This is a genomic window from Undibacterium cyanobacteriorum, assembly GCF_031326225.1.
In the GTDB taxonomy this organism is placed as follows: domain Bacteria; phylum Pseudomonadota; class Gammaproteobacteria; order Burkholderiales; family Burkholderiaceae_D; genus Undibacterium; species Undibacterium cyanobacteriorum.
This window is the reverse complement of the sequence record NZ_CP133720.1, coordinates 2,046,009-2,066,283: the sequence shown is the minus strand read 5'-3', so window position 1 is coordinate 2,066,283 and position 20,275 is coordinate 2,046,009. Positions and strand designations below refer to the sequence as shown.

Annotated in this window: 21 protein-coding genes; 2 read left to right on the top strand and 19 right to left on the bottom strand. The window is 45.8% G+C overall.

The annotated features are described in order from the left end of the window. Positions 1-161: 161 nt before the first annotated feature. From RF679_RS08630 to RF679_RS08540, 19 genes are all read right to left on the bottom strand, one after another. Complete coding sequence (locus tag RF679_RS08630) at positions 162-1,373, bottom strand: EAL and HDOD domain-containing protein (protein ID WP_309483797.1); 1,212 nt, start codon at positions 1,371-1,373, stop codon at positions 162-164. A 16-nt stretch (positions 1,374-1,389) separates the two neighbouring features. Further along, positions 1,390-2,019, bottom strand: coding sequence for a protein phosphatase CheZ (cheZ, locus tag RF679_RS08625; RefSeq protein WP_309483796.1), 630 nt, complete (start codon positions 2,017-2,019; stop codon positions 1,390-1,392). A gap of 26 nt (positions 2,020-2,045) precedes the next feature. Then, positions 2,046-2,441, bottom strand: a complete 396-nt coding sequence (cheY, locus tag RF679_RS08620; RefSeq protein ID WP_186915309.1) for a chemotaxis response regulator CheY — start codon at positions 2,439-2,441, stop codon at positions 2,046-2,048. A gap of 97 nt (positions 2,442-2,538) precedes the next feature. Continuing rightward, entirely contained in the window at positions 2,539-3,615 is a 1,077-nt protein-coding gene (locus RF679_RS08615; RefSeq protein WP_309483795.1) for a protein-glutamate methylesterase/protein-glutamine glutaminase, read from the bottom strand. 43 nt (positions 3,616-3,658) lie between these two features. Next, positions 3,659-4,267, bottom strand: a complete 609-nt coding sequence (gene cheD / locus RF679_RS08610) for a chemoreceptor glutamine deamidase CheD (RefSeq protein ID WP_309483794.1) — start codon at positions 4,265-4,267, stop codon at positions 3,659-3,661. Positions 4,268-4,270: 3 nt separating this feature from the next. After that, positions 4,271-5,158: a CheR family methyltransferase gene (locus RF679_RS08605; RefSeq protein ID WP_309483793.1), complete on the bottom strand. Its 888-nt coding sequence runs from the start codon at positions 5,156-5,158 to the stop codon at positions 4,271-4,273. A gap of 57 nt (positions 5,159-5,215) precedes the next feature. Then, the gene (locus RF679_RS08600) at positions 5,216-5,731 is read right to left on the bottom strand and encodes a chemotaxis protein CheW (protein ID WP_309483792.1); all 516 of its coding nucleotides are present in this window, start codon (positions 5,729-5,731) and stop codon (positions 5,216-5,218) included. Between the two features lie 41 nt (positions 5,732-5,772). Further along, positions 5,773-7,806 (bottom strand): chemotaxis protein CheA, encoded by a 2,034-nt coding sequence (gene cheA, locus RF679_RS08595; RefSeq protein WP_309483993.1) that lies wholly within the window; start codon positions 7,804-7,806, stop codon positions 5,773-5,775. A gap of 49 nt (positions 7,807-7,855) precedes the next feature. Then, the gene (locus tag RF679_RS08590; protein WP_309483992.1) at positions 7,856-8,221 is read right to left on the bottom strand and encodes a response regulator; all 366 of its coding nucleotides are present in this window, start codon (positions 8,219-8,221) and stop codon (positions 7,856-7,858) included. 48 nt (positions 8,222-8,269) lie between these two features. After that, positions 8,270-8,815, bottom strand: coding sequence for a chemotaxis protein (locus RF679_RS08585; RefSeq protein WP_309483791.1), 546 nt, complete (start codon positions 8,813-8,815; stop codon positions 8,270-8,272). Between the two features lie 60 nt (positions 8,816-8,875). Continuing rightward, positions 8,876-9,793, bottom strand: coding sequence for a flagellar motor protein MotB (gene motB, locus RF679_RS08580; RefSeq protein WP_309483790.1), 918 nt, complete (start codon positions 9,791-9,793; stop codon positions 8,876-8,878). Positions 9,794-9,810: 17 nt separating this feature from the next. Next, positions 9,811-10,671: a flagellar motor stator protein MotA gene (motA, locus tag RF679_RS08575; RefSeq protein WP_309483789.1), complete on the bottom strand. Its 861-nt coding sequence runs from the start codon at positions 10,669-10,671 to the stop codon at positions 9,811-9,813. A gap of 137 nt (positions 10,672-10,808) precedes the next feature. Further along, positions 10,809-11,561 (bottom strand): class I SAM-dependent methyltransferase, encoded by a 753-nt coding sequence (locus RF679_RS08570; protein WP_309483788.1) that lies wholly within the window; start codon positions 11,559-11,561, stop codon positions 10,809-10,811. A gap of 51 nt (positions 11,562-11,612) precedes the next feature. Further along, entirely contained in the window at positions 11,613-12,155 is a 543-nt protein-coding gene (gene flhC / locus RF679_RS08565; protein WP_309483787.1) for a flagellar transcriptional regulator FlhC, read from the bottom strand. 58 nt (positions 12,156-12,213) lie between these two features. Beyond that, the gene (gene flhD, locus RF679_RS08560; RefSeq protein ID WP_309483786.1) at positions 12,214-12,531 is read right to left on the bottom strand and encodes a flagellar transcriptional regulator FlhD; all 318 of its coding nucleotides are present in this window, start codon (positions 12,529-12,531) and stop codon (positions 12,214-12,216) included. Between the two features lie 561 nt (positions 12,532-13,092). Beyond that, positions 13,093-13,818, bottom strand: a complete 726-nt coding sequence (dnaQ, locus tag RF679_RS08555; RefSeq protein WP_309483785.1) for a DNA polymerase III subunit epsilon — start codon at positions 13,816-13,818, stop codon at positions 13,093-13,095. A 65-nt stretch (positions 13,819-13,883) separates the two neighbouring features. Further along, positions 13,884-15,296 carry a tRNA lysidine(34) synthetase TilS gene (tilS, locus tag RF679_RS08550; protein WP_309483784.1) on the bottom strand — a complete coding sequence of 471 codons (1,413 nt, stop codon included), beginning with the start codon at positions 15,294-15,296 and terminating at the stop codon, positions 13,884-13,886. After that, positions 15,293-16,267, bottom strand: coding sequence for an acetyl-CoA carboxylase carboxyltransferase subunit alpha (locus tag RF679_RS08545; protein WP_309483783.1), 975 nt, complete (start codon positions 16,265-16,267; stop codon positions 15,293-15,295). Before RF679_RS08545 ends, tilS begins: the two co-directional genes overlap by 4 nt. Positions 16,268-16,323: 56 nt before the next feature. Next, complete coding sequence (locus RF679_RS08540) at positions 16,324-16,971, bottom strand: DNA-3-methyladenine glycosylase family protein (protein WP_309483782.1); 648 nt, start codon at positions 16,969-16,971, stop codon at positions 16,324-16,326. A 356-nt stretch (positions 16,972-17,327) separates the two neighbouring features. On the opposite strand from RF679_RS08540, the gene RF679_RS08535 reads away from it, so the two are divergent. Further along, positions 17,328-18,347, top strand: coding sequence for a nuclear transport factor 2 family protein (locus RF679_RS08535; protein ID WP_309483781.1), 1,020 nt, complete (start codon positions 17,328-17,330; stop codon positions 18,345-18,347). Further along, complete coding sequence (locus tag RF679_RS08530; RefSeq protein ID WP_309483780.1) at positions 18,347-20,149, top strand: L,D-transpeptidase family protein; 1,803 nt, start codon at positions 18,347-18,349, stop codon at positions 20,147-20,149. The genes RF679_RS08535 and RF679_RS08530 overlap by 1 nt, the downstream gene beginning before the upstream one ends. Positions 20,150-20,275 lie beyond the last annotated feature (126 nt).

The window sequence follows — 20,275 nt, the reverse complement described above, 5'->3', positions numbered from 1 at the left end:
GAGAATTGTCATAAATGACTGGGTGTCAAAAGCGATTCAGGAAGTGCGACTAGGCTGAAAATAAGAGCTCAATTCATTTGCAAGGAAACAAAAAAACAAAAGCCGCGATCAATTTATTGATCACGGCCTTAACGTTCAACTTGCGTAATGAGCGTAGAGAACTAAGCGTTCGAAATATTTTTCGACCAAACAAGCGATGACAAATGGGCTTTATTTACATCCTGAGGTGCAATCTTTAAAGTTTCAGATAAAGATTGAACCAGCATACTGTTAAGCTCACAGGCTTCTGCCAAGGCCAAATAAGGGCCAAACACGCCTCCACGAGACACCAAGGCCTCCACCACCGCCTCTGGCAATTGGATGGTCGAAAGAACCTCTTCCATTGGGATACCAAGTAGTCGATCAAGCAATGAAAACATACCCGCTACAAAGAGATTCTCCGCCTCTGTTTTCGACATAAATGGTTGCCCTAACAACTCCGCGAAACGACCACGCACAATGGCCGTTTCTAACAAAACCGGTGAGTTTCCATTGGAGCTTGAAGTCGCTAGTAGCAATGACAGCCAACGATATAAAGGACTGTAGCCAAGAATGGTTACCGCGTGTTTCAAGGACTGCACTTCGGTACGCAAGCCAAACCCCGCAGAATTAATATAGCGCAGTAACTTGTATGCAAGTGCTGCATCGCGCTTCACCACTGTTTCAAGCTGTTGAATGTCTGCGTTCTTTCGAATCATGTCCATCAGCTGCAAGATCGTTGCTTGCGCGGTATTCAAGCCCTTTTGAGTCAAATTCGGGCGAGGCGTTAAATGAAGTTTGCCAACAAAACTCGATAATCCAAGAGCGGCGCATGCTTCAAAACTCTGCCAGCTCCCGATATTTCTGGCGACCATCTGTACGTTCGATTGCTTTAAGGCGGCGTAGGTTTTTGCCTGCGCTGCAAGGTTAGCGCCATCAATCTGCACTTCAAAATGCGTAATCAAAGAAAAAATAGAGCGATCCAGCGCAGTCGCATCAGCATTACGTAGACAAATACCGAAGCCGAGTCCACGTAACTCTTTAATCGCATCAATCGATTGCTGGTCGCCGAAATAACGCTTTGAGAAAATTAGGACGGTATTTGCAGGCGCAAGTTTCTTCAAACTCGCCGCCTGAAGTAAACCGGGCATGGCCTCTAAAAAGATGGTGCTATCGGCCAGCAAGTAACCTTTCTCTGGATCATTGAGTTCGTCCGCAACGAAGGCAATTAGAGAGTCGATCTCTTCTACCGCAACGTCCGCAGATTTGGTCTGTTGCCATGACAACTGGTATCCCACTACTTTTTGCTTTGGGTCGAGCAAGGGCTCACGAACGATGAATTTGTTCTGCGACATAATTTTTAAATTAATTTTAGAAACCGAGGCTGTCTAGCAGGTCATCAACTTGGCCTTGGTTGGCAACGACGTCGGTTTTACCCTCAGGATTAACTTGCGGTCCATTCAAGAGACCATCTTGTTGTGGGCGTTTTATTTGATCAGGAGAATATTCAATCAAGAGCTGCACTAACTGTTGCTCAAGATTCTGCGCCAGCTCCGTCACGCGCTTGATGACTTGTCCAGTCAAATCTTGGAAATCTTGCGCCATCATGATGTCAATCAAGTGCGCTTTTGTGTCCTTACTTGCCTGACTACTCGTTTGAAGATAGGCGAGCGTTTGACGCAATTGTTCACGGCACGCTGCCCCATCCGCCTCCGTATCTAACAACTTCGCAATGAGATCGGCGTGCTTTCTAGCACCATCTAAAATCTGCTCTTGCAGGGGAATTGCAGCGTCAGTAGCGTTCAGCACCCGTTGAGCTGCACGCTCTGACATTTGAGCTACATAATCTAGTCTATCCCTAGCGTCAGGGATATCCTCCGCAGCGCGTTCTAACAATTTATCGAGACCTAATCCTCGCAAACTATCATGCAGGAGGCGGGTCATATGCCCAACACGCGCTAGCAACTCATCGTGTTGAGTTTGGTCGAGCCTTGTATTCATAGGCACTCCAAGGAAAATTAAGCAAGTTATGCAGGCTTACCCAATTTTTCAAAAATTTTCTGTAACTTTTCATCGAGAGTTGCAGCGGTAAACGGCTTCACGACATAGCCATTTGCACCCGCTTGAGCGGCAGCAATGATGTTCTCCTTTTTCGCTTCCGCAGTCACCATCAACACTGGCAACTTGGCCAGAGCTGGATCAGCACGGATGTGCTGCAGCATCGTCAAGCCATCCATGTTCGGCATATTCCAGTCAGAGATAACGAAATCAAAATCGCCACTCTTGAGTTTTGCTAATCCTAAAGCGCCATCTTCAGCCTCATCGACATTCGAATAACCGAGTTCTTTGAGAAGATTTCTCACGATACGACGCATCGTTGAAAAATCATCAACAACTAAGAATTTGAGGTTTTGATCAGCCATAAATTACTCCATGATTTCTAAAGGACGGGTAAGACACATTATCGGTTATATAAACAATTTTGGGGAAGCAATTCCATCAAGTTTCTTCAATAAAACACTAAACACGCAACGCTCTGCTACCTTGTTGTTCCAGATAGCCCAGCACTTTGGTTGGCAACTCACCCAAGGGCGCGACTTCTTGAACGGCTCCAACTGCAATAGCTTCTCTGGGCATACCAAATACAACGCAGCTCGCTTCATCTTGTGCAAAGTTGTGTGCACCTGCATTCTTCATCTCCAACATCCCTTCAGCACCGTCTTTACCCATACCGGTCAAGATCACCCCAACCGCGTTCTTACCTGCAAATTTCGCAGCGGAACGAAATAGGACATCAACAGAAGGTCGGTGCCGATTTACAGGATCCGAATGATCCAACTCGGTAACATAGTTAGCTCCGCTCCTCGCTAACTTGAGGTGAGAATGCCCTGGAGCGATATAAGCATGGCCTGGCAAGATACGCTCACCACCCTGCGCTTCTGAAACTGAAATCTTACAAATGCCATCAAGTCTCTTAGCGAACGACTTTGTAAATCCTTCAGGCATATGTTGAGTAATGAGAATACCTGGGCAATCAGAAGGCATTTGCGCCAAAAAACTCTTAATCGCTTCAGTTCCACCCGTTGATGCGCCAACAATGATTAATTTTTCACTACTCAATAATGGGTTCTTCATCGACGGCAATACCGCCGAAGTGGTGCTTGTTTGAGCAACCTGAGCTGATGCTCGGGCGCGGATCTTTGCCTTCGACGCTGCTCTAATTTTGTCAGTGATGACATGAGCGTACTCAAGCATACCGCTTTGAATCGAGAGTTTTGGTTTGGTTACAAAATCGATCGCTCCCAACTCAAGCGCACGCATCGTAATCTCGGACCCTCTCTCTGTCAAAGACGAGACCATAATGACTGGCATAGGCCGTAACCGCATGAGCTTTTCGAGGAAATCTAGCCCATCCATTTTCGGCATTTCAACATCTAAGGTTAGTACATCTGGATTGGTCTGCTTGATAAGTTCACGGGCGACCAAAGGATCTGGCGCAACGCCCACGACTTCCATATCGTTTTCACTACGAATGATCTCAGACAAAATGCTGCGAATGAGTGCTGAGTCATCGATGATCAGAACTTTTATTTTCATTGTCTATTCCCGTTCTTACGCCGCAATAGCCTCATCCACCATCTCAAAACAAATCCACATCGCCGCCAACCGGTGCACTCTTGAGGCGACTCGCGTAATCGAGCTCGCGTTTTTTCAATGTATCGTTATGCTCAACTTTAAGTTTTTTAACGAGTACCTTTCCAGTCCTCGGAAAAAAATAGACCTTTCGCGGATAAATATCGTTCAAGTCTTCGGCGATTACCCGCATCCGTTCCATGCGCAGATAGTCCAATACAAACTTAGCATTGCGCTCCCCGACATTCATGGAGGTAAAACCACGCAACACATTGCCGCCACCGAAAACCTTCGCTTCCATATTTTCGCGCTTCGCACCAGCCTTGAGTAACTCATTGATGAGGACCTCCATCGCATAAGTACCATAACGCATCGACGCCGACACCGGATTTTCGGAATTTTCACCACCATCAGGCAGCATAAAATGGTTCATTCCACCAACCCCCGAAACACGATCGCGTATGCACGCAGATACGCAAGAACCAAGCACGGTCACAATAAGCATATCCTTGTTGGTGAAGTAGTATTCGCCCGGCAAAATTTTGGCGGCATCGCAATCAAAGGTGCGATCGTAATAAACGTTCGTCGCAAAGTGTTCTTCACTGAACTGACTCATGGATCACCCTTTATTCAAATCGTGCGCATTAATTTTCTTCTGGCGTTCATCGGCAGAAGCGAGCACATAAACCGTTTTCCCGCGAAGCTTAAAGTCATTTGAAACATACAGAAAGTTCTCAGAATGTCCCGCAAAAAGTAAAGCATCTGATTTCATCAACGGCACAAACTTTTTCAAAATCGCAGACTGCGTTGGTTTATCAAAATAGATCATTACATTGCGACAAAAAATTGCATCAAACTCGCCTTGAATATGCCATCTCTCGTCCAGCAAATTCAGTGGTTCGAAACTCACCAACTCTCGCAACTCTGGGCGCACCATCACACTTCCCTCATTGCGCCCTTTACCTTTGAGGAAAAATTTCCTCACTCTCTCGGCAGACAGTTTTTCCACACGGTCCACACTGTAGACACCTTTCGATGCAGTCGCCAATACATTGGTATCGATATCCGTTGCGATCACTTGAAGATGAGGGGACATGGTTCCGAGCGCTTCACAAACTGTCATGGCGATCGAATAAGGCTCTTCTCCTGTCGAACTTGCAGAGCACCAAATTCTAATGGCACCATGTTTTTTTCGAACGTGTTCAGCCAAGATCGGAAAATGATGTTCCTCGCGGAAGAAAGAAGTTAAGTTCGTGGTGAGCGCATTAGTAAATGATTCCCACTCCGGGCTACTAACCTCTCTCTCTAGCATATTAAGGTAGGTCGCAAAGGAACTGATACCTGTCGCGCGCAAACGTCGCGCCAACCTGCTGTACACCATTTCCTGCTTACTTTCAGACAAAGATATCCCTGCCCGCTTATAAATTAGGTCACGAACTCGATCGAAGTCTCGATGATTAAACTCAAACTCTTTTTCACCATCACTACGTTCAGACAATTTTGCCATGGCACGCTTCTCGATTTGACCCTTATAGATTCAACTGTCTTTCTGCCCCTAATAACATCAATGCTCCGAGTGGTCCAACAGTCCCATCTCAGGACTCGACATCAATTTTTCTATATCAACCAAAATTAGCATTCGCTCGTCGAGCGTTCCAAGTCCGATCAAGAAATCGTCATTAAAAGTTGTGTTCATTTCTGGTGCAGGTCGAATTTGCTCAGGTGTTAATGTCATGACATCTGAAACGCTATCCACCACCATACCCACCACTCGAGTGCCAATGTTCAAAATAATCACGACGGTAAGCTGGTCGTAGGTTGGCGTACCGAGGTTGAATTTAATGCGCATATCTACGATAGGAACAATAATTCCTCGCAAATTAATCACACCTTTCAAAAACTCTGGTGCATTCGCAATTCGAGTAACAGCCTCATAACCGCGAATCTCTTGGACCTTCAAAATATCGATGCCATACTCTTCACTGCCCAATGTAAAAGCGAGAAACTCGAGGCGCGTGATTTCTTCATCACCTTGTCCGCCACTACCTGTTTTTCCACTTACATCTGCGCTTTGTATCATGATAATTTCCTCGCTAAAGGCTTAATTTCAAAACCATATTCTTACCGTACGCCACGTAATAACGCACCAACATCCAAGATTAATGAGACACCGCCATCCCCCAAAATCGTGGCACCAGAGATGCCAGGAATCTTCTTGTAGTTCGACTCGATATTTTTCACGACGACTTGTTGTTGACCAACCAAATCATCAACAAACAATGCGGCCTTCTTACCATCCACTTCTACTATCACCGTGATTCCCTTCGATGGATCAAGATGACGAGGCACAATGTCAAAACACTCGTAAAGAGGAATGAGCGGCAGATATTCTTGACGAATTTTGATGACACGTCCTTTGCCTTTAATTTCCTTAATATCTTCACTTTGCGGCTGCAAAGACTCGACCACGAATCCCAACGGCAAAATATATATTTCTTCGCCAACTTTGACGGACATTCCATCCAAAATTGCCAAGGTCAGCGGTAATGAAATTGTGATGGTAGTACCAAAACCACGCGCCGATTTAATATCAACAACACCTCCCATTTGGGTGATGTTACGTTTGACGACATCCATACCAACGCCACGACCAGAAACGTCAGTAACGACTTCTGCAGTCGAAAATCCTGGCGCAAAAATCAGCTGCCAGACATCTGCATCTGACATCGTGTCGGAAACAGCCAAACCGTTTTGCTTAGCTTTCGCCAAGATTTTTTCACGATGCAATCCACCACCATCATCACTGACTTCAATCACGATATTGCCGCCCTGATGTGCTGCCGAGAGCGATAACTTACCCGCTTCACTCTTACCATTCTCGAGTCGAGCTGCAGGCATTTCAATGCCATGATCGATACTATTGCGGACCAGATGCGTGAGTGGATCAACAATCCGTTCAATGAGTCCCTTATCTAATTCTGTGGAAGCACCATATGTGACGAATTCAACTTTCTTGCCTAATTTCGTTGCAAGATCTCGCACCATTCTTGGGAATCTTGAGAATACGTAATCCATCGGCATCATCCGAATAGACATCACGGCTTCTTGCAAATCGCGCGTGTTACGCGACAAATGTGCGACACTGCTTAACAGGCGTTCATTTGCCACAGGATCCAAGTCTTGCGTGCGCTGTGTAAGCATGGCCTGAGTGATCACCAATTCACCGATCAAATTAATGATCTGGTCAACCTTCTCAATACCAACACGTATCGTCGAGGACTCTTGCGAACTTGCACTCTTCTCTGCTTCTTTTTTAGGAGCGGCCTTCGCAACTACTGGTGCAGGTGTTGGAGCAACTTTCTCCACTGGAGGGGTGTGATGTTCAGGCGCGGCTTCAGTCTCGGGCGGGAACATCGCATCCAACGGCTCAAAGAAGCCATAACCAAGATCATCGTCACTTGGAGTCGCAGCTGCAGTAACGGCCTCTTCCTTAATTGTCAATTTATCGGCATCGGTAATGAACGAACAAACGGCGAGGATGTCATCCGAACTCCCATTTGTTTTGAGATAGATCGACCACTTGCCAGATGTATCCTTCTCACTAATGGCATCACCAAGTAAGCCAAGTTCAGATGTAAGCAGCTTTAAATCGGACTCGCTCACTTCGTCAAAACTTACACGGAATGCTTTATGGTAGGTTTCAGAGCTGTCTTCAACATTATTTACTGGCGCAAGATTAGCAACCGGGGCAGCCTTCGCCGTCATTTCCCCTTGAACAAATGATTGCAGCAACATTCGAACATCACCAACAGCATCAAGATCTACGGCACTTCCATGACGGTGTCCATCAAGCTGCATTTTTAGCACGTCCTTCGCTGCTAAAAAGGCGTCAACGTGCTCAGACGTGAGGGCCATTTCGCCCTTGCGGATCTTATCAAGCAAATTTTCTAAGATGTGCGTAACCTCGGTCATATCATTCAGCCCGAATGTGGACGCACCTCCCTTTATCGAGTGAGCAGCACGAAAAATAGCATTGAGATCTTCAGGGTCAGGCGAAGCAATATCAACCCCCAAGAGCAACTTCTCTTTTTCAGCTAAAAGCTCTTCAGCCTCATCAAAGAACACCTGATAGAACTGACTCATATCAATCGTCATCATCCCACCCCATTATTTACTCGAATAATCTTGCAAATATGCGTCTCGATTAGCCAATCACTTTTTTCACAACTTCGGTCAATTTTTGTGGATCAAAAGGCTTTACCAACCATCCATTCGCTCCGGCTGCTCGTCCTTTGGCTTTCATATCGTCACTCGATTCCGTCGTCAGCATCAAAATCGGAACTCGCTGATACGAAGCTAACGCACGCAACGATTTGATCAAAGTCAAGCCATCCATGCGCGGCATATTCTGATCAGTGAGAACCAAATCCACAACTTGATTCTTCGCTTTTTCCAAGCCATCTTGACCATCGACAGCTTCGATCACCTGATACCCTGCTGCTTTCAAACTAAAGGCAACCATTTGGCGCAAGGAACCTGAATCATCAACCGCTAAAATTGTCTTAGCCATCATTACTCCAATCTGAAAAATTGAGAAAAATCTCAGTGCTGCCACATATCAAAATAATTCAATATCACCACTATCAAGATGCTGCTGATTCACTGTCTTTCGCAACAAACTTTTTAATTCAATACTCTGTCTCTGTAAGCGCTCTGTGATTTCAGAGAGCACTCCTGCAATTTCCTCGGTTTCACCGTCGTGTGGAATTGAATTTCCCGAATCCAGTGTAGACAGCAGTTCACGCAGCCCCGCACTTCGCTGAACAGTGCGCGATATAAGCTGACTAGTGAGGTCTTGAAACTGCAAACTAGTGACCGCTCGATTAATATGTAGCGCGATATCCGCCTGTATCTGCGCCAGTTTCTCAACACTTTCAGGCGGCACTTTCCCAGCACTAACGATTTCTTTAATATGCTCTTCTTGAGCCGTCAAAGAACCGTGCAAATCGAGAAAATTTGCCCCTAATTTTTCGATTGCCTCAGCCAATAAAAGCGTTGTCTGGACAAGGTCAGTTTCAACTTCGACCAAATGATCCACGCCATGATCGGAAACGCCAGCCAGCAATTCCTTCACCCGAGATCCCAGCATCTGTTTGTTTGACATCTTTAGCATCCCATTCTGCAACATTACAGTTGCAATCTTTTGTGCACAAATCAAATTACTTTACTTTTTAGGTTCAGCTATCACATCAACTTGTTTTCCAACTTCTATCTCACCACCATCTTGCGTCGCAGATTGTTCTGCTTTCTTATTCATCACGATAATGCTAATGCGTCGATTAATCGGATTTAGCGGATCGTTTTTATCGAACAAAACTGACGAGGAAAGACCTACAATGCGTAAAACTTTTGTTTCATCCATGCCGCCATAAATCAACTCACGACGCGAGGCATTAGCACGATCCGCCGACAATTCCCAGTTGCTATATCCTTTTTCTCCATGTCCATATGGCGCTGCATCAGTATGCCCTGACAGGCTTATCTTGTTTGGAACCTCATTAAGTGCGAGCCCAATTTCGTGCAAAATTTCTTTTGTATAGGGTTGAAGTTCCGCATTGCCCGAAGCGAACATTGGACGATTTTTCTCATCAACCATCTGAATCCTTAAGCCTTCAGAAGTAATATCCAGCAATAACTGCTTACGGAATTGTTTCAGAGTCGGACTTGCTTCAATCGCTGCTTCAATTTTTTCCTTAAGACCTTTCAAACGATCGGCTTCAACTTTTGCGAGCGCTGCTTCAGCCGCTTGTAAATTATAGGTTTTCTTGGGCGCATCTATATCGCCCTTCCGAGTCTGCCCTTCACGCAAAGACAAATCTTTGCCACCACCCTTAATCACACTAGAACTATCTCCACTACCATCGCCGCCGGACATCGCAACTTTGAGTGGAGTTTGGAAATATTCGGCGATACCTTGCAAATTCCCTTTAGCCGTTGAACCGAGTAGCCACATCAAGAGGAAGAAAGCCATCATCGCCGTAACGAAATCTGCATAAGCGATTTTCCAAGCTCCACCATGGTGCCCGCCACCATGTTTCTTGATACGCTTAACGATAATCGGTCTTAGTTCTTCGTTTGCCATGATTCATTCAGCGAAGCTTATTTAGACTTCGAATTCTTAATATGCTCTTCCAATTCTGCAAAAGTAGGACGCTCAGTTGAGTACAAGACTTTTCGTCCAAACTCTACTGAGAGTGCTGGCGCATAACCATTTAAACTTGCCAACAGGGTGACCTTAATACATTGAAAGGTCTTCGAGGACTCATCCAGATTTTGCTCCATCAAACTTGCGAGTGGCCCCACAAAACCGTAAGCGAGCAAAATCCCCAAGAACGTACCCACCAAAGCATGGGCAATCAAAATCCCCAACTCAGCAGGAGGAATACCGACCGATTCCATCGTGTGAACCACACCCATCACCGCCGCAACAATGCCGAAAGCTGGCAAACCGTCCCCGAGTTTTGCAATAAAATGCGCTGGTGCAGCTCCTTCGTGGTGATGTGTCTCGAGCTCGTTATCCATCAAATTCTCGATTTGAAATGCGTCCATATTGCCGGACACCATGAGGCGCAAATAATCACCTAGAAATTCCATCAGATGATGATCTGAAACAACTAAGGTGTATTTACTGAACAGAGGACTTTCTTCAGGCTTTTCGATATCACCTTCAATCGACATCAAACCTTCTTTCCTAATCTTAGTAAGGACGTCGAACAACATCGTCATGAGCTCCATAAAAAGAGCTTTGTTGTACTTAGATCCCTTGAAAACACTAGGCAATGCCTTTAGAGATGCCTTTAAAGTTTTTGCGTTATTTCCCACCAAAGAAGCGCCGACCGCGGCGCCGCCGATCATCAAGAGTTCCAGCGGCTGGAACAGAACGGCAAGGTGACCACCAGACATGACGAATCCGCCAAATACGGATCCACAAACAACGATATAGCCGACGATGACTAACACGAGTAAGACTCCTTAAGTAGATCTTCCACGCACCGAAATTAAATCCGTAGAGCAATATCTTTAGAATACCAGCGATCTGATAATTTTAGGCAACATTTTCGAAAATATTGCCCAAAAAATATATTTCTGTTGTTTCATTATATGCGCCACCCATACAAAGGGGGGGCGTCTTTAACAATTTCCAACACAAAACTAGGAGCCGCTTCTAGAACGATAAACTCATAACTTAAAAGTATCGTCCCCGGCCTCATTTCAGCCAATACTTTTCTCCAAACAAAGGGCATCGCTACAGGAGAAAGATAGCAAAAAACAACATCGAACTCTGCAAAATTAAGGGCTTCATACGCACCGAATACAAATTTAACATTTGAGCGCGACAGTTTGCCGCGCAAGACACTTATCCAGTATGGGAGCGGAGCAATTTCAACACCCAGCAATTGGGCGTTTGGCACACATTCAGATAAATCGAAAAGCAAACCACCAAAGCCACTCCCCACATCGATCAAGCGCGGCGAATCAAATTCATTCATCAGTTCGACAATTGGAGGAATAAGGCGCTTGCTTGATGGGTAATACGGCACCTGAGTTCGATAGGTAGACCAAAACAACAATGAAAAGATCATTGCCACGACAAAATATACCCAGGATGGCAACCCCAGCATCGATGTTAAATAAACGAGGGGAAAAAAAAGAAGCTGGATTGGCACCCACCACCAATCAAATTTCAACAGAAAAGTGAACAGCGCAGCGACAGCACCGCACGCCAATAGAAAAATCAAGGGCGATATAGTGAAGCCAAAGGCTCGATGGAGAAGAGAGAGAGAGACGATGCCGACTGCGAGAGTCAACAATTGCAATAGTAGCGCCTTAAGACTTACAGAAATTTTCAACTGAGGTCCTTTTCATTAGGAAGGCACCTCAGCCGTTGGGCTTCAAATACCTTAATGAGCCAATTCAAGGCTCTTCGCCTTTTTGGTTTTCCCTGCACGGGATGGCACATGGCACAACCCACAAGCGTAATGTTCATGCAAGTCTAATGTATGACCAACAAACTGACCACCACAGTGTTGGCAACGCACAAATGAGAGCATGTTTCCTTCAAAGAATCGCACCAAAGTCCAAGCGCGAGTCAATGACAACACCGGCTCATCTCCCTCGGGAACAGGCATTTGCTCGAGGTACAATTTGTAAGCCTTCACGACCGCATGAATCCCTGACACCTCAGCATGCTCGCGCAAGTAATGAAAAATATTCATAAACAGCGAAGAGTGAATATTAGGCTGCCAAGTTACAAACCAATCAGCTGAAAACGGCAACATGCCTTTTGGAGGGGACACCCCCTTCAGCTCCTTGTAAATCTTCAGCAAGCGCTCGCGAGACAAGGAAGTTTCGGACTCCAACAATTGCAAGCGAGCCCCAAGGTTAACGAGATCAACTGCCAATTGAATTTCGTTCGCTTCATTCACAATACTTTTGCTTGCCATGATCACTACCCCCTCAAATTACGAGACTTTATTGGTGCTGCAAATGTTCGCAGTTGCCCTACGCGATTTCCTCAACTTTTTGGCCAGCCATCAAGATTGCCGCATGTGACTGCGCCAAGCTTCTTTCCTTGTTATAATTTGTCAACATTCCAAGGATCGCTCCATCGTCGAAGCGGAAGCGCGCCAACATCATATTGGAGCCAGCAAGTTTCAGAATTTGGGAATTGTTCAAGCCTTCGATAAGATCAGCAATTTCTTTGCCGATCCCAAGACGGAATATTGCAGTCGCCTTGTCTGCGCGAATCATTTGTTGCGCCAACATCAAGTAGCTCAAGTTAGCGTCGCGAATTTCAGCCATCATGTCATTTGGTGTCATTTTAACACTCCCATTTATTTGCCCTAGCGAAATGTGTTGCCAGTGGGATACATTGTGTTACCAAGCACTTTGCGCTTGTATAGGACGAATAATGGAATTAAATACAGAAAACGACGAACGACCACATAGGAATCACTCCTACAAATGGTCGGTAATTTGACTTGCATTTGCTTCAATGCAATTTTTGAATTGTTTTTGAATCAATTGAAAAGTCGAAAACTTTTTAATTAATTCTTTAAATATCAAAGACTTAGAAAATATTTTTTTCTAGATCTACGATACTTAAAATCATTAACGGCAGCCTTTAGGAAAACTTTAGGGTCTTCCGAAAAAATATTTAAAAATATTTTGAGCCTTAACTTGTTCTGATTTACGGCAGCAACTAAAAAAACTTTAGGGTTCGATTGAGAGAAATCATATTTTTTTGTTGGAAATTTGCCGCAAAGTAATAAATATACCAACTTTTTAAGCAGCCAATAAAAATTTCAATCTCGCAAACCAGTAGAAAAAAACAAAAAAAGGCCACATCGTGTGGCCTTTTAAATAAGGTTAAAGAGCTTACTAACTTACTTCTGGTGCAGCTTGCAAACTCGTCACCCAGACACTTGATCCATTTTTGCCTATATCTTCCAAAGCTTTTTCGTGCTGAGCCTGCTCAACGGTGTTCGTTCTCCGCACGAGAATTGACAATGGCCCGGTGTCATCGATCGATGTTTCTTGCTCTTGAACCACCTCTTCGGTCTCATCTTCGAGACTGATAAAGCTATTCTGCCCCCGCGACATCGCAAGAAACACATCTGCCAATAGTTCAGCATCAAGTAAAGCGCCATGCAGTTTCCGATGTGCGTTTGAAATCTCATACCTGTCGCACAGCGCGTCCAATGAATTTCGCTTACCAGGGTGCAGCTCTTTAGCCTTTACCAAAGAGTCAATGACATTTCCAACATACTGCTCAAAATTACCACGCCCCAACAACTCGAATTCGGCATTTAAAAAGCCCAAATCAAATGGGGCGTTATGAATTACCAATTCCGCGCCTCTTACATATTCAAGAAATTCATCCGCAATTTGGGCAAATACAGGTTTGTCTTTTAAGAATTCAGTCGTCAATCCATGCACCGCCAACGCACCTTCTTCGGAATCCCGCTCTGGATTGATATAGCAATGAAAATTATTACCCGTTAGCTTTCGATTGACAATTTCGACGCAACCAATTTCGATAATCCGGTTGCCAATCCGAGGATTGATACCGGTCGTTTCCGTATCAAGAACAATTTGTCTGGTCATTTTTTATTTCGCTTAAGATCTCTCACTTGCCGATATCTGACGCCGCCGCACTTTCCTGCCACAACTCAATTCGAACGCCATTCGAGTTGAATTTTTTGCCCAGCAGACTCATCAAGGAATTCGGCTTCCATACCTAATTCACCAACGAACAAAAGTTTTGCATTGAGATAGATAAATGGTACTTGATCTCGCCGCCAAAAGGGAATGCCAGCTGATTGAAAATGGCTCTTCATATCGCGCGATGGCCGATTTTTTCCCAAGCGTAGACGCTCCCCCGTACCACGATGTCGACACTCAAGTCTTTGCCCCAATAATTTACTATGTGCAACGCCGATGTCGGCGTTTTTAAAGTAGAGTTTTCCAGAAAATCCTGGTAATTCAATGCTCGGCTCTCCAGCCCAAACAATTGAAACCACCTCCAAAGTAGCAGATTCACCTGCAACAGAAGGCGCATTCAAAACCACATACAAACGATCCTGATACCGTGAGAACATTACGCCGTTGTGGTGCACTTGAATACGTGCATCTTCTTTCGCTTCGATCAACTGGCGCATGATTTCATCAAGCTTCATCGTTGTTGGCATCTGCAACCCATTCCGCGCCATCCAATAACGAAAAAGATTCCGACGTCGGGGCAGACTAAAGCGAGCGATGTGTGACAAGGCCAAGCCACCATCATCGAGACTGCTCGTAAGAAGATCCTCAGCCGCTAATTCTTCGAGTAGTAGGTTGGCCTCCCTCATATGGCATGCAGTACGGGCAACCCTTTCAGCAAAACCATGGGAGATATCCTCGAATTCAGGAATGATCTTGGCACGCACGGCATTACGCACAAATCGGACATCTCGATTGGACTCGTCTTCTACATTCGATAACTTCAAGCTAGCGCAATAGTTTTCGAGCAGCTCTCGCGTCTCACCGAGTAGCGGCCGCGCAATTGTCAACGATTCACAACCGAGCAGCTTGGGCGCCTTGTTCTCAAACTCCATTCCTGCGAGTCCACGTACACCCGATCCGCGCATGAGTTGCATTAACACCGTTTCCGCTTGATCATCGATGTGATGTGCAGTAAGCACCACTTTAGCCCCTCTTCGCTGGCAAACCTCGCCTATGGCGCGGTATCTCGCCGTACGCGCGCTAGCCTCGATGCCTTCACCATTTGCTTGCACAAGGACACGCACGCTCTCAAAATCGCATTTCAATTCATTACATGTTTGCTGACAATGCTGCAGCCATTGGTCTGCATGAGGGCTCAAACCGTGATGCACATGGACACAAAACCACATGATTTTATGCTCTTGCGCAAATCGCGCGACCAGATGCACAAGCGCTGTTGAATCTAGCCCCCCACTATAGGCGACAGCGATAGAGCCAAGATCAGCACCATCAGGGTCATGGTGCTTTTTCAGAGTTTGTGAAAGCTGATAAAAGAAACGCCGCTCGAAAGCGGCGATCGTGTCGTTGAGTTTTTGACTCATTCGGAAACTCTGGTTTCCTTAAATTTTCCATAGCCCATCAGTTTTTCATGACGTGCTTCGAGCAGGTCTTTGGTCTTCATGCCTTGGAACTGGCGCAAAGTATCTGCCAAAGCACGCTTCACTAGTGCACACATTTGTTTAGGGTCACGATGCGCGCCGCCGAGAGGTTCATTAATAATCTTATCAATCAGACCCATCGCTTTTAATCGATTTGCTGTCAAGCCTAATGCCTCAGCTGCATCTGCGGCACGCTCAGACGTTTTCCACAAAATAGAAGCACATCCTTCTGGTGAAATGACGGAGTATGTCGCATATTGCAGCATCAAGACCGCATCACCCACTGCCATAGCTAATGCACCACCAGAACCGCCTTCACCAATAATAGTGGTAATCAACGGCACTTTTAACTCGGCCATGACATACAAGTTGTGCCCAATGGCTTCTGATTGACCACGCTCCTCAGCATCAATCCCAGGCCACGCACCTGTGGTATCAATAAAGGTAAATACCGGAATATCGAACTTCTCCGCCAACTTCATCAAACGTAAAGCCTTACGATAACCTTCTGGTTTCGGCATGCCGAAGTTACGCATCGCACGTTCTTTCGTGTCCCGCCCCTTTTGATGGCCGATAACCATACAAGCTTGGCCATTGAAACGAGCCAGACCGCCAACGATCGCGAGGTCATCTGCGAAGGCGCGGTCGCCATGCAATTCATGGAAATCTGTAAAGATCTGTGAAATGTAATCGAGCGTGTATGGACGTTGTGGATGACGAGAAATTTGAGATACTTGCCAAGGAGTTAATTTGGCGTAAATATCCTTCGTCAACATCTGGCTTTTTTGCGACAGACGATCGATTTCTTCTGAAATATCGACGGCGGAATCATCTTGTACGTAACGCAACTCTTCGATTTTTTGTTCGAGTTCGGCGATTTGCTGTTCAAATCCCAGAAAAGTCGTTTTAGTCATCGTGCCCCCTTAATAAAACCACACGAGTTGAAAATAGATTGCGATTGTACCACCTATCAGGCCTTGGAATCCAAACTTCTCCACATATACCAAGTGGCAACTGTCCGCCAAGGCTCCCAATTCGCGGCAACTTCGCGAATATCGATACGAGACACTGGCTCTCCTGAAAAATAGTTTTTGCTAATGCCCGATACTAGGCCTGGGTCGTCCAAAGGTAAGATATTTGGTCTTAACAAATTAAAAATCAAAAACATTTCTGCCGTCCATCGGCTAATCCCCCGTATTTGCACGAGTTCTGCAATGACTTCCTCATCGGACATCTCAGTCCACTTATCAACATGGACTTTGCCATCTTGAAAATGGCGCGCCAAATCCAAAATGTAATCCGACTTACGCTTTGAAACCCCACATTTCGCCATGCCTTCCTGGCCGACCTTGAGAACTTCTGTTGGAGTGGACTTTGGAAACACGGTCAAATACTTGTCCCACAATGCAGCAGCAGAAGCACTTGAGATCTGTTGCGCAATAATTGAGCGAGTGAGCGTCGTGAAAGGATCGTCGCGACCCAATAGGTAGAGGTCGCCAAATTGGGGAATGAGCCGACGCAAGATGCGATCACGCTTCATTAGCTCGCTCTTAGCCTCTTCCCAGTAGGCGGGTACATGCAAAGCCTGATTGCGTTGTGATGTGCTATTTGTTTTCATTTTTATATATTTTGCCGCGCAACTTTGATTTTATTTAGCGTCGATGATTGGCTGCATCTTCCGATTCTAAGATTCGTTTTACGCGAAAAGGGCATGATTCTACCTCAAACCATGCTTAGAAAACCTTGCTGCACTGCTCAATATTTTTCATTAGGCTGATGAACCAATAGCAAACACAAAATCAATGTGCTGGGTCCATCAAATTTTTGATCGTGACTAGAAGCGAAGTGTGACTTTTTGCATAGAAATTACATGTTGTCGAACGCACAGAGAGCTTTATTTGTTAAGATTGCGCCTGACCAATTTTACAAATTCTCAATTGCCTCAACCGATTACCTCGATAAGAACAACTGTATATGCGAACAATCACAAAAAGCGCATTGGCGATCGCAAGCCTTTTAGCATCCCTCTATGGCCAAGCAGCCTTCGCAGATGATGCCAGCGACGCAAGCAAGCTATATAAAGCAGGCCAACTCAACGAGGCCCTCAAAAAGATCGATGCAGCTCTGACTCAAAAGCCAAAGGACGCTCAGATGCGTTTCCTGAAAGGGATCATTCTCACTGAGCAGAATAAATCCGCAGAGGCGATTACCATCTTCACAAAATTAACTGAAGACTTTCCTGAGTTGCCAGAGCCTTACAATAATTTGGCGGTGTTATATGCCTCAAACGGCCAATATCAAAAAGCCAGCGTTGCACTCGAGATGGCAATACGTACCAACCCAACTTACGGCACAGCGCATGAAAACTTAGGCGATGTATATGCAAAGCTCGCTAGCCAATCCTACGATAAAGCTCTGCAATTAGACTCCAACAATGCCACGGCCAAACTGAAGCTTAATTTGGTAAAGAACTTGATTGGCAATACAACTGGTGGAACTAATCCAAAACTCAATCCACCAGCAGCACCGACGCCTACAACTACTCCAGTTGCAGCTGCGGCCCCAATGAGCCCTACAAGTTCTGCTGTCACTAAGGCTCCAGAGCCGAAACCTGAAAATAAAGCGCCAAGCAAGCCCGCTGCGCCTGTCATCAATGACAAAGACAACGTCATCACTACCGTTGAATCTTGGGCCAAAGCATGGAGCAATCAAGACGTGAACAAATACCTTGCGCACTATGCGAAGGACTTCCAAACGCCAAATGGCGAATCGCGCTCTGCATGGGCCGACGATCGTCGTTCACGCATTGAAGGCAAAGGAAAAATCAGCGTCCGCATCGAAGACTTAAGCGTCAAAGTTGACGACAACAGCGCGACCGTGCGCTTCAAACAATATTACAGTTCCGATCGTTTGTCTTCGACAAGCCGTAAAGTTTTGGTGATGACCAAGCATGATGGGAAATGGTTGATCAAGCAGGAACGCTCGGGTAGCTAATGGTTTCAATTTTTCGTTGTTCAACTGCGGCGCCTCTAAGCGCCGCAGTTTCATTTGCCGCGTTCACGGTCACATGTGGGCTCTGGCTAGGGATTGCCGATTTAGCTTCTGCAAAGAACAATCCCCCCAAAAATTCAGCCTCAAAAGAAGACTTTGCCACGGTGCAGACGGGTCCCAATCCGGACTATCTGCTCATCGATGTGTATAAAAATCTAGCGAATAATCAGTACACCAAGGCGCAAACTCAAATTGATGCGCTGCTTGCTGCCTATCCAAATTTCCAGCTCGGCCACTTAATCCGAGGAGATTTGATCGCGATGCGCACTAAGCCCGAAACACAACTAGGTGCCAGTAACGTCACCAATGACAAGCTTCGCGATTTACGCGCCGAAGCGCAAGCGCGCGTCCGTGCAATAACCGAACGCCCCGCGGCAGATTTAGTGCCACTTAATCTCTTAAATCTAGCCTCTGATCAACGTTGGGCGCTCGTGATGGATGCTCAAAGAGCACGCATCTTCTTATATGAAAATGTAAATGGCATCCCAACATTACGTAGCGACTACTATGTTAGTCAAGGCAAGTTCGGCGTCGACAAATCCAAGGAGGGCGATCAACGCACTCCGCTTGGCGTATACTTTATTACGAATCGAGTCCCTGGCGCAAAACTACCGGACTTTTATGGACCCGGCGCTCTCCCCCTAAATTACCCCAATGAATGGGATAAGCTACGTGGACGCGGTGGATCAGGAATTTGGCTACACGGTGTGCCCGCAACGAATTACAGTCGAGCTCCGTTGGCGTCCGACGGATGTGTGGTTCTTGCGAATCCTGATTTCCTAAAACTCGCAGCCACCGTTGACATTGCTAAAACGCCGGTAATCATTGCCGATCGACTCAATTTTGTGAATCGTCATGTTTGGCTCAACGAGAAGCAAAACGCTCAGAAAATGCTCGACTTGTGGCGCCAAGATTTTGCCTCTGCCAATCCAGTCTTTTTGGCGAAGCACTATTCTCGAAACTTTAAGAATCTCAATGGTGATAACGCCGCAACTTGGATTCAAAAACAATTGTCGGCACATGCAGGGTTAAGCGACGCTGGCGTAAAAATCAAAGAGCAATCTCAATTTAAATACCCGGGTCGAGAAGACGTCATTGTCAGTTTCTTCACGCAAGAAATTGCAACTGCCAAAGGAATATCTAGCTACAAACGGCGCCAGTATTGGCAAAAGGATGGCAACGCCTGGAGTATCGTTTTTGAAGACAGCAGCTTCTTGTCTGGAACAAGAGCAGAACCTGAAATTGCACGTACAGAAAAAACGATCGCTAGCACGAGTCGTACAGAAACCAATAAGTCGAGCGTAACGAATCCGAGCGGAACAATTGGAAAGAATGAAGTCGCAACATCCGAAGCAGGAACAAAGCAGCGAAGCACTCTCAAATCGGGTGACGATAAGAAAAATACAGCACAGGCAGAAGTAATTAAGACTGTTGATCGTTGGATGAATGCTTGGGCAGCGAAGAATACAAAGGCCTACCTCTCGTTCTATGGAAAAGACTTCCAAACTCCGAACGGTGAATCAAGGAAATCATGGATGGAGGAGAGAAAATCCCGCATCGAAGGAAAGGGAAAAATTGTGGTTCGCTATGAATCCCCATCCGTTGCGATTGAAGGAAATACGGCCACGGTCAAGTTTCGCCAGCACTACCAATCAGGTGCTTTAGTTGCAAGTAGCCGCAAGACTCTCGTCATGACAAAACAAGATGGCAAATGGCTGATCAAGCAAGAAAAAACTGGTAGCTAACTCACAGTGAGTGAGAAGTTTGAGGTTCTGGTCAATTTGAGAAACGAGGCTGTATCAAATTTCAACATGCCTATGCCTTGAAGGTAAAACTTGGATTACACTTACAGCCTGTTTGAACTTCTTACA

Bases quoted from the DNA above. Each gene is read 5' to 3' on its own strand.
- RF679_RS08630 (WP_309483797.1), bottom strand. From the start codon at position 1,373: ATGTCGCAGAACAAATTCATCGTTCGTGAGCCCTTGCTCGACCCAAAG.
- cheZ (WP_309483796.1), bottom strand. From the start codon at position 2,019: ATGAATACAAGGCTCGACCAAACTCAACACGATGAGTTGCTAGCGCGT.
- cheY (WP_186915309.1), bottom strand. From the start codon at position 2,441: ATGGCTGATCAAAACCTCAAATTCTTAGTTGTTGATGATTTTTCAACG.
- RF679_RS08615 (WP_309483795.1), bottom strand. From the start codon at position 3,615: ATGAAAATAAAAGTTCTGATCATCGATGACTCAGCACTCATTCGCAGC.
- cheD (WP_309483794.1), bottom strand. From the start codon at position 4,267: ATGAGTCAGTTCAGTGAAGAACACTTTGCGACGAACGTTTATTACGAT.
- RF679_RS08605 (WP_309483793.1), bottom strand. From the start codon at position 5,158: ATGGCAAAATTGTCTGAACGTAGTGATGGTGAAAAAGAGTTTGAGTTT.
- RF679_RS08600 (WP_309483792.1), bottom strand. From the start codon at position 5,731: ATGATACAAAGCGCAGATGTAAGTGGAAAAACAGGTAGTGGCGGACAA.
- cheA (WP_309483993.1), bottom strand. From the start codon at position 7,806: ATGACGATTGATATGAGTCAGTTCTATCAGGTGTTCTTTGATGAGGCT.
- RF679_RS08590 (WP_309483992.1), bottom strand. From the start codon at position 8,221: ATGGCTAAGACAATTTTAGCGGTTGATGATTCAGGTTCCTTGCGCCAA.
- RF679_RS08585 (WP_309483791.1), bottom strand. From the start codon at position 8,815: ATGTCAAACAAACAGATGCTGGGATCTCGGGTGAAGGAATTGCTGGCT.
- motB (WP_309483790.1), bottom strand. From the start codon at position 9,793: ATGGCAAACGAAGAACTAAGACCGATTATCGTTAAGCGTATCAAGAAA.
- flhC (WP_309483787.1), bottom strand. From the start codon at position 12,155: ATGGCAAGCAAAAGTATTGTGAATGAAGCGAACGAAATTCAATTGGCA.
- flhD (WP_309483786.1), bottom strand. From the start codon at position 12,531: ATGACACCAAATGACATGATGGCTGAAATTCGCGACGCTAACTTGAGC.
- dnaQ (WP_309483785.1), bottom strand. From the start codon at position 13,818: ATGACCAGACAAATTGTTCTTGATACGGAAACGACCGGTATCAATCCT.
- tilS (WP_309483784.1), bottom strand. From the start codon at position 15,296: ATGAGTCAAAAACTCAACGACACGATCGCCGCTTTCGAGCGGCGTTTC.
- RF679_RS08545 (WP_309483783.1), bottom strand. From the start codon at position 16,267: ATGACTAAAACGACTTTTCTGGGATTTGAACAGCAAATCGCCGAACTC.
- RF679_RS08540 (WP_309483782.1), bottom strand. From the start codon at position 16,971: ATGAAAACAAATAGCACATCACAACGCAATCAGGCTTTGCATGTACCC.
- RF679_RS08535 (WP_309483781.1), top strand. From the start codon at position 17,328: ATGCGAACAATCACAAAAAGCGCATTGGCGATCGCAAGCCTTTTAGCA.
- RF679_RS08530 (WP_309483780.1), top strand. From the start codon at position 18,347: ATGGTTTCAATTTTTCGTTGTTCAACTGCGGCGCCTCTAAGCGCCGCA.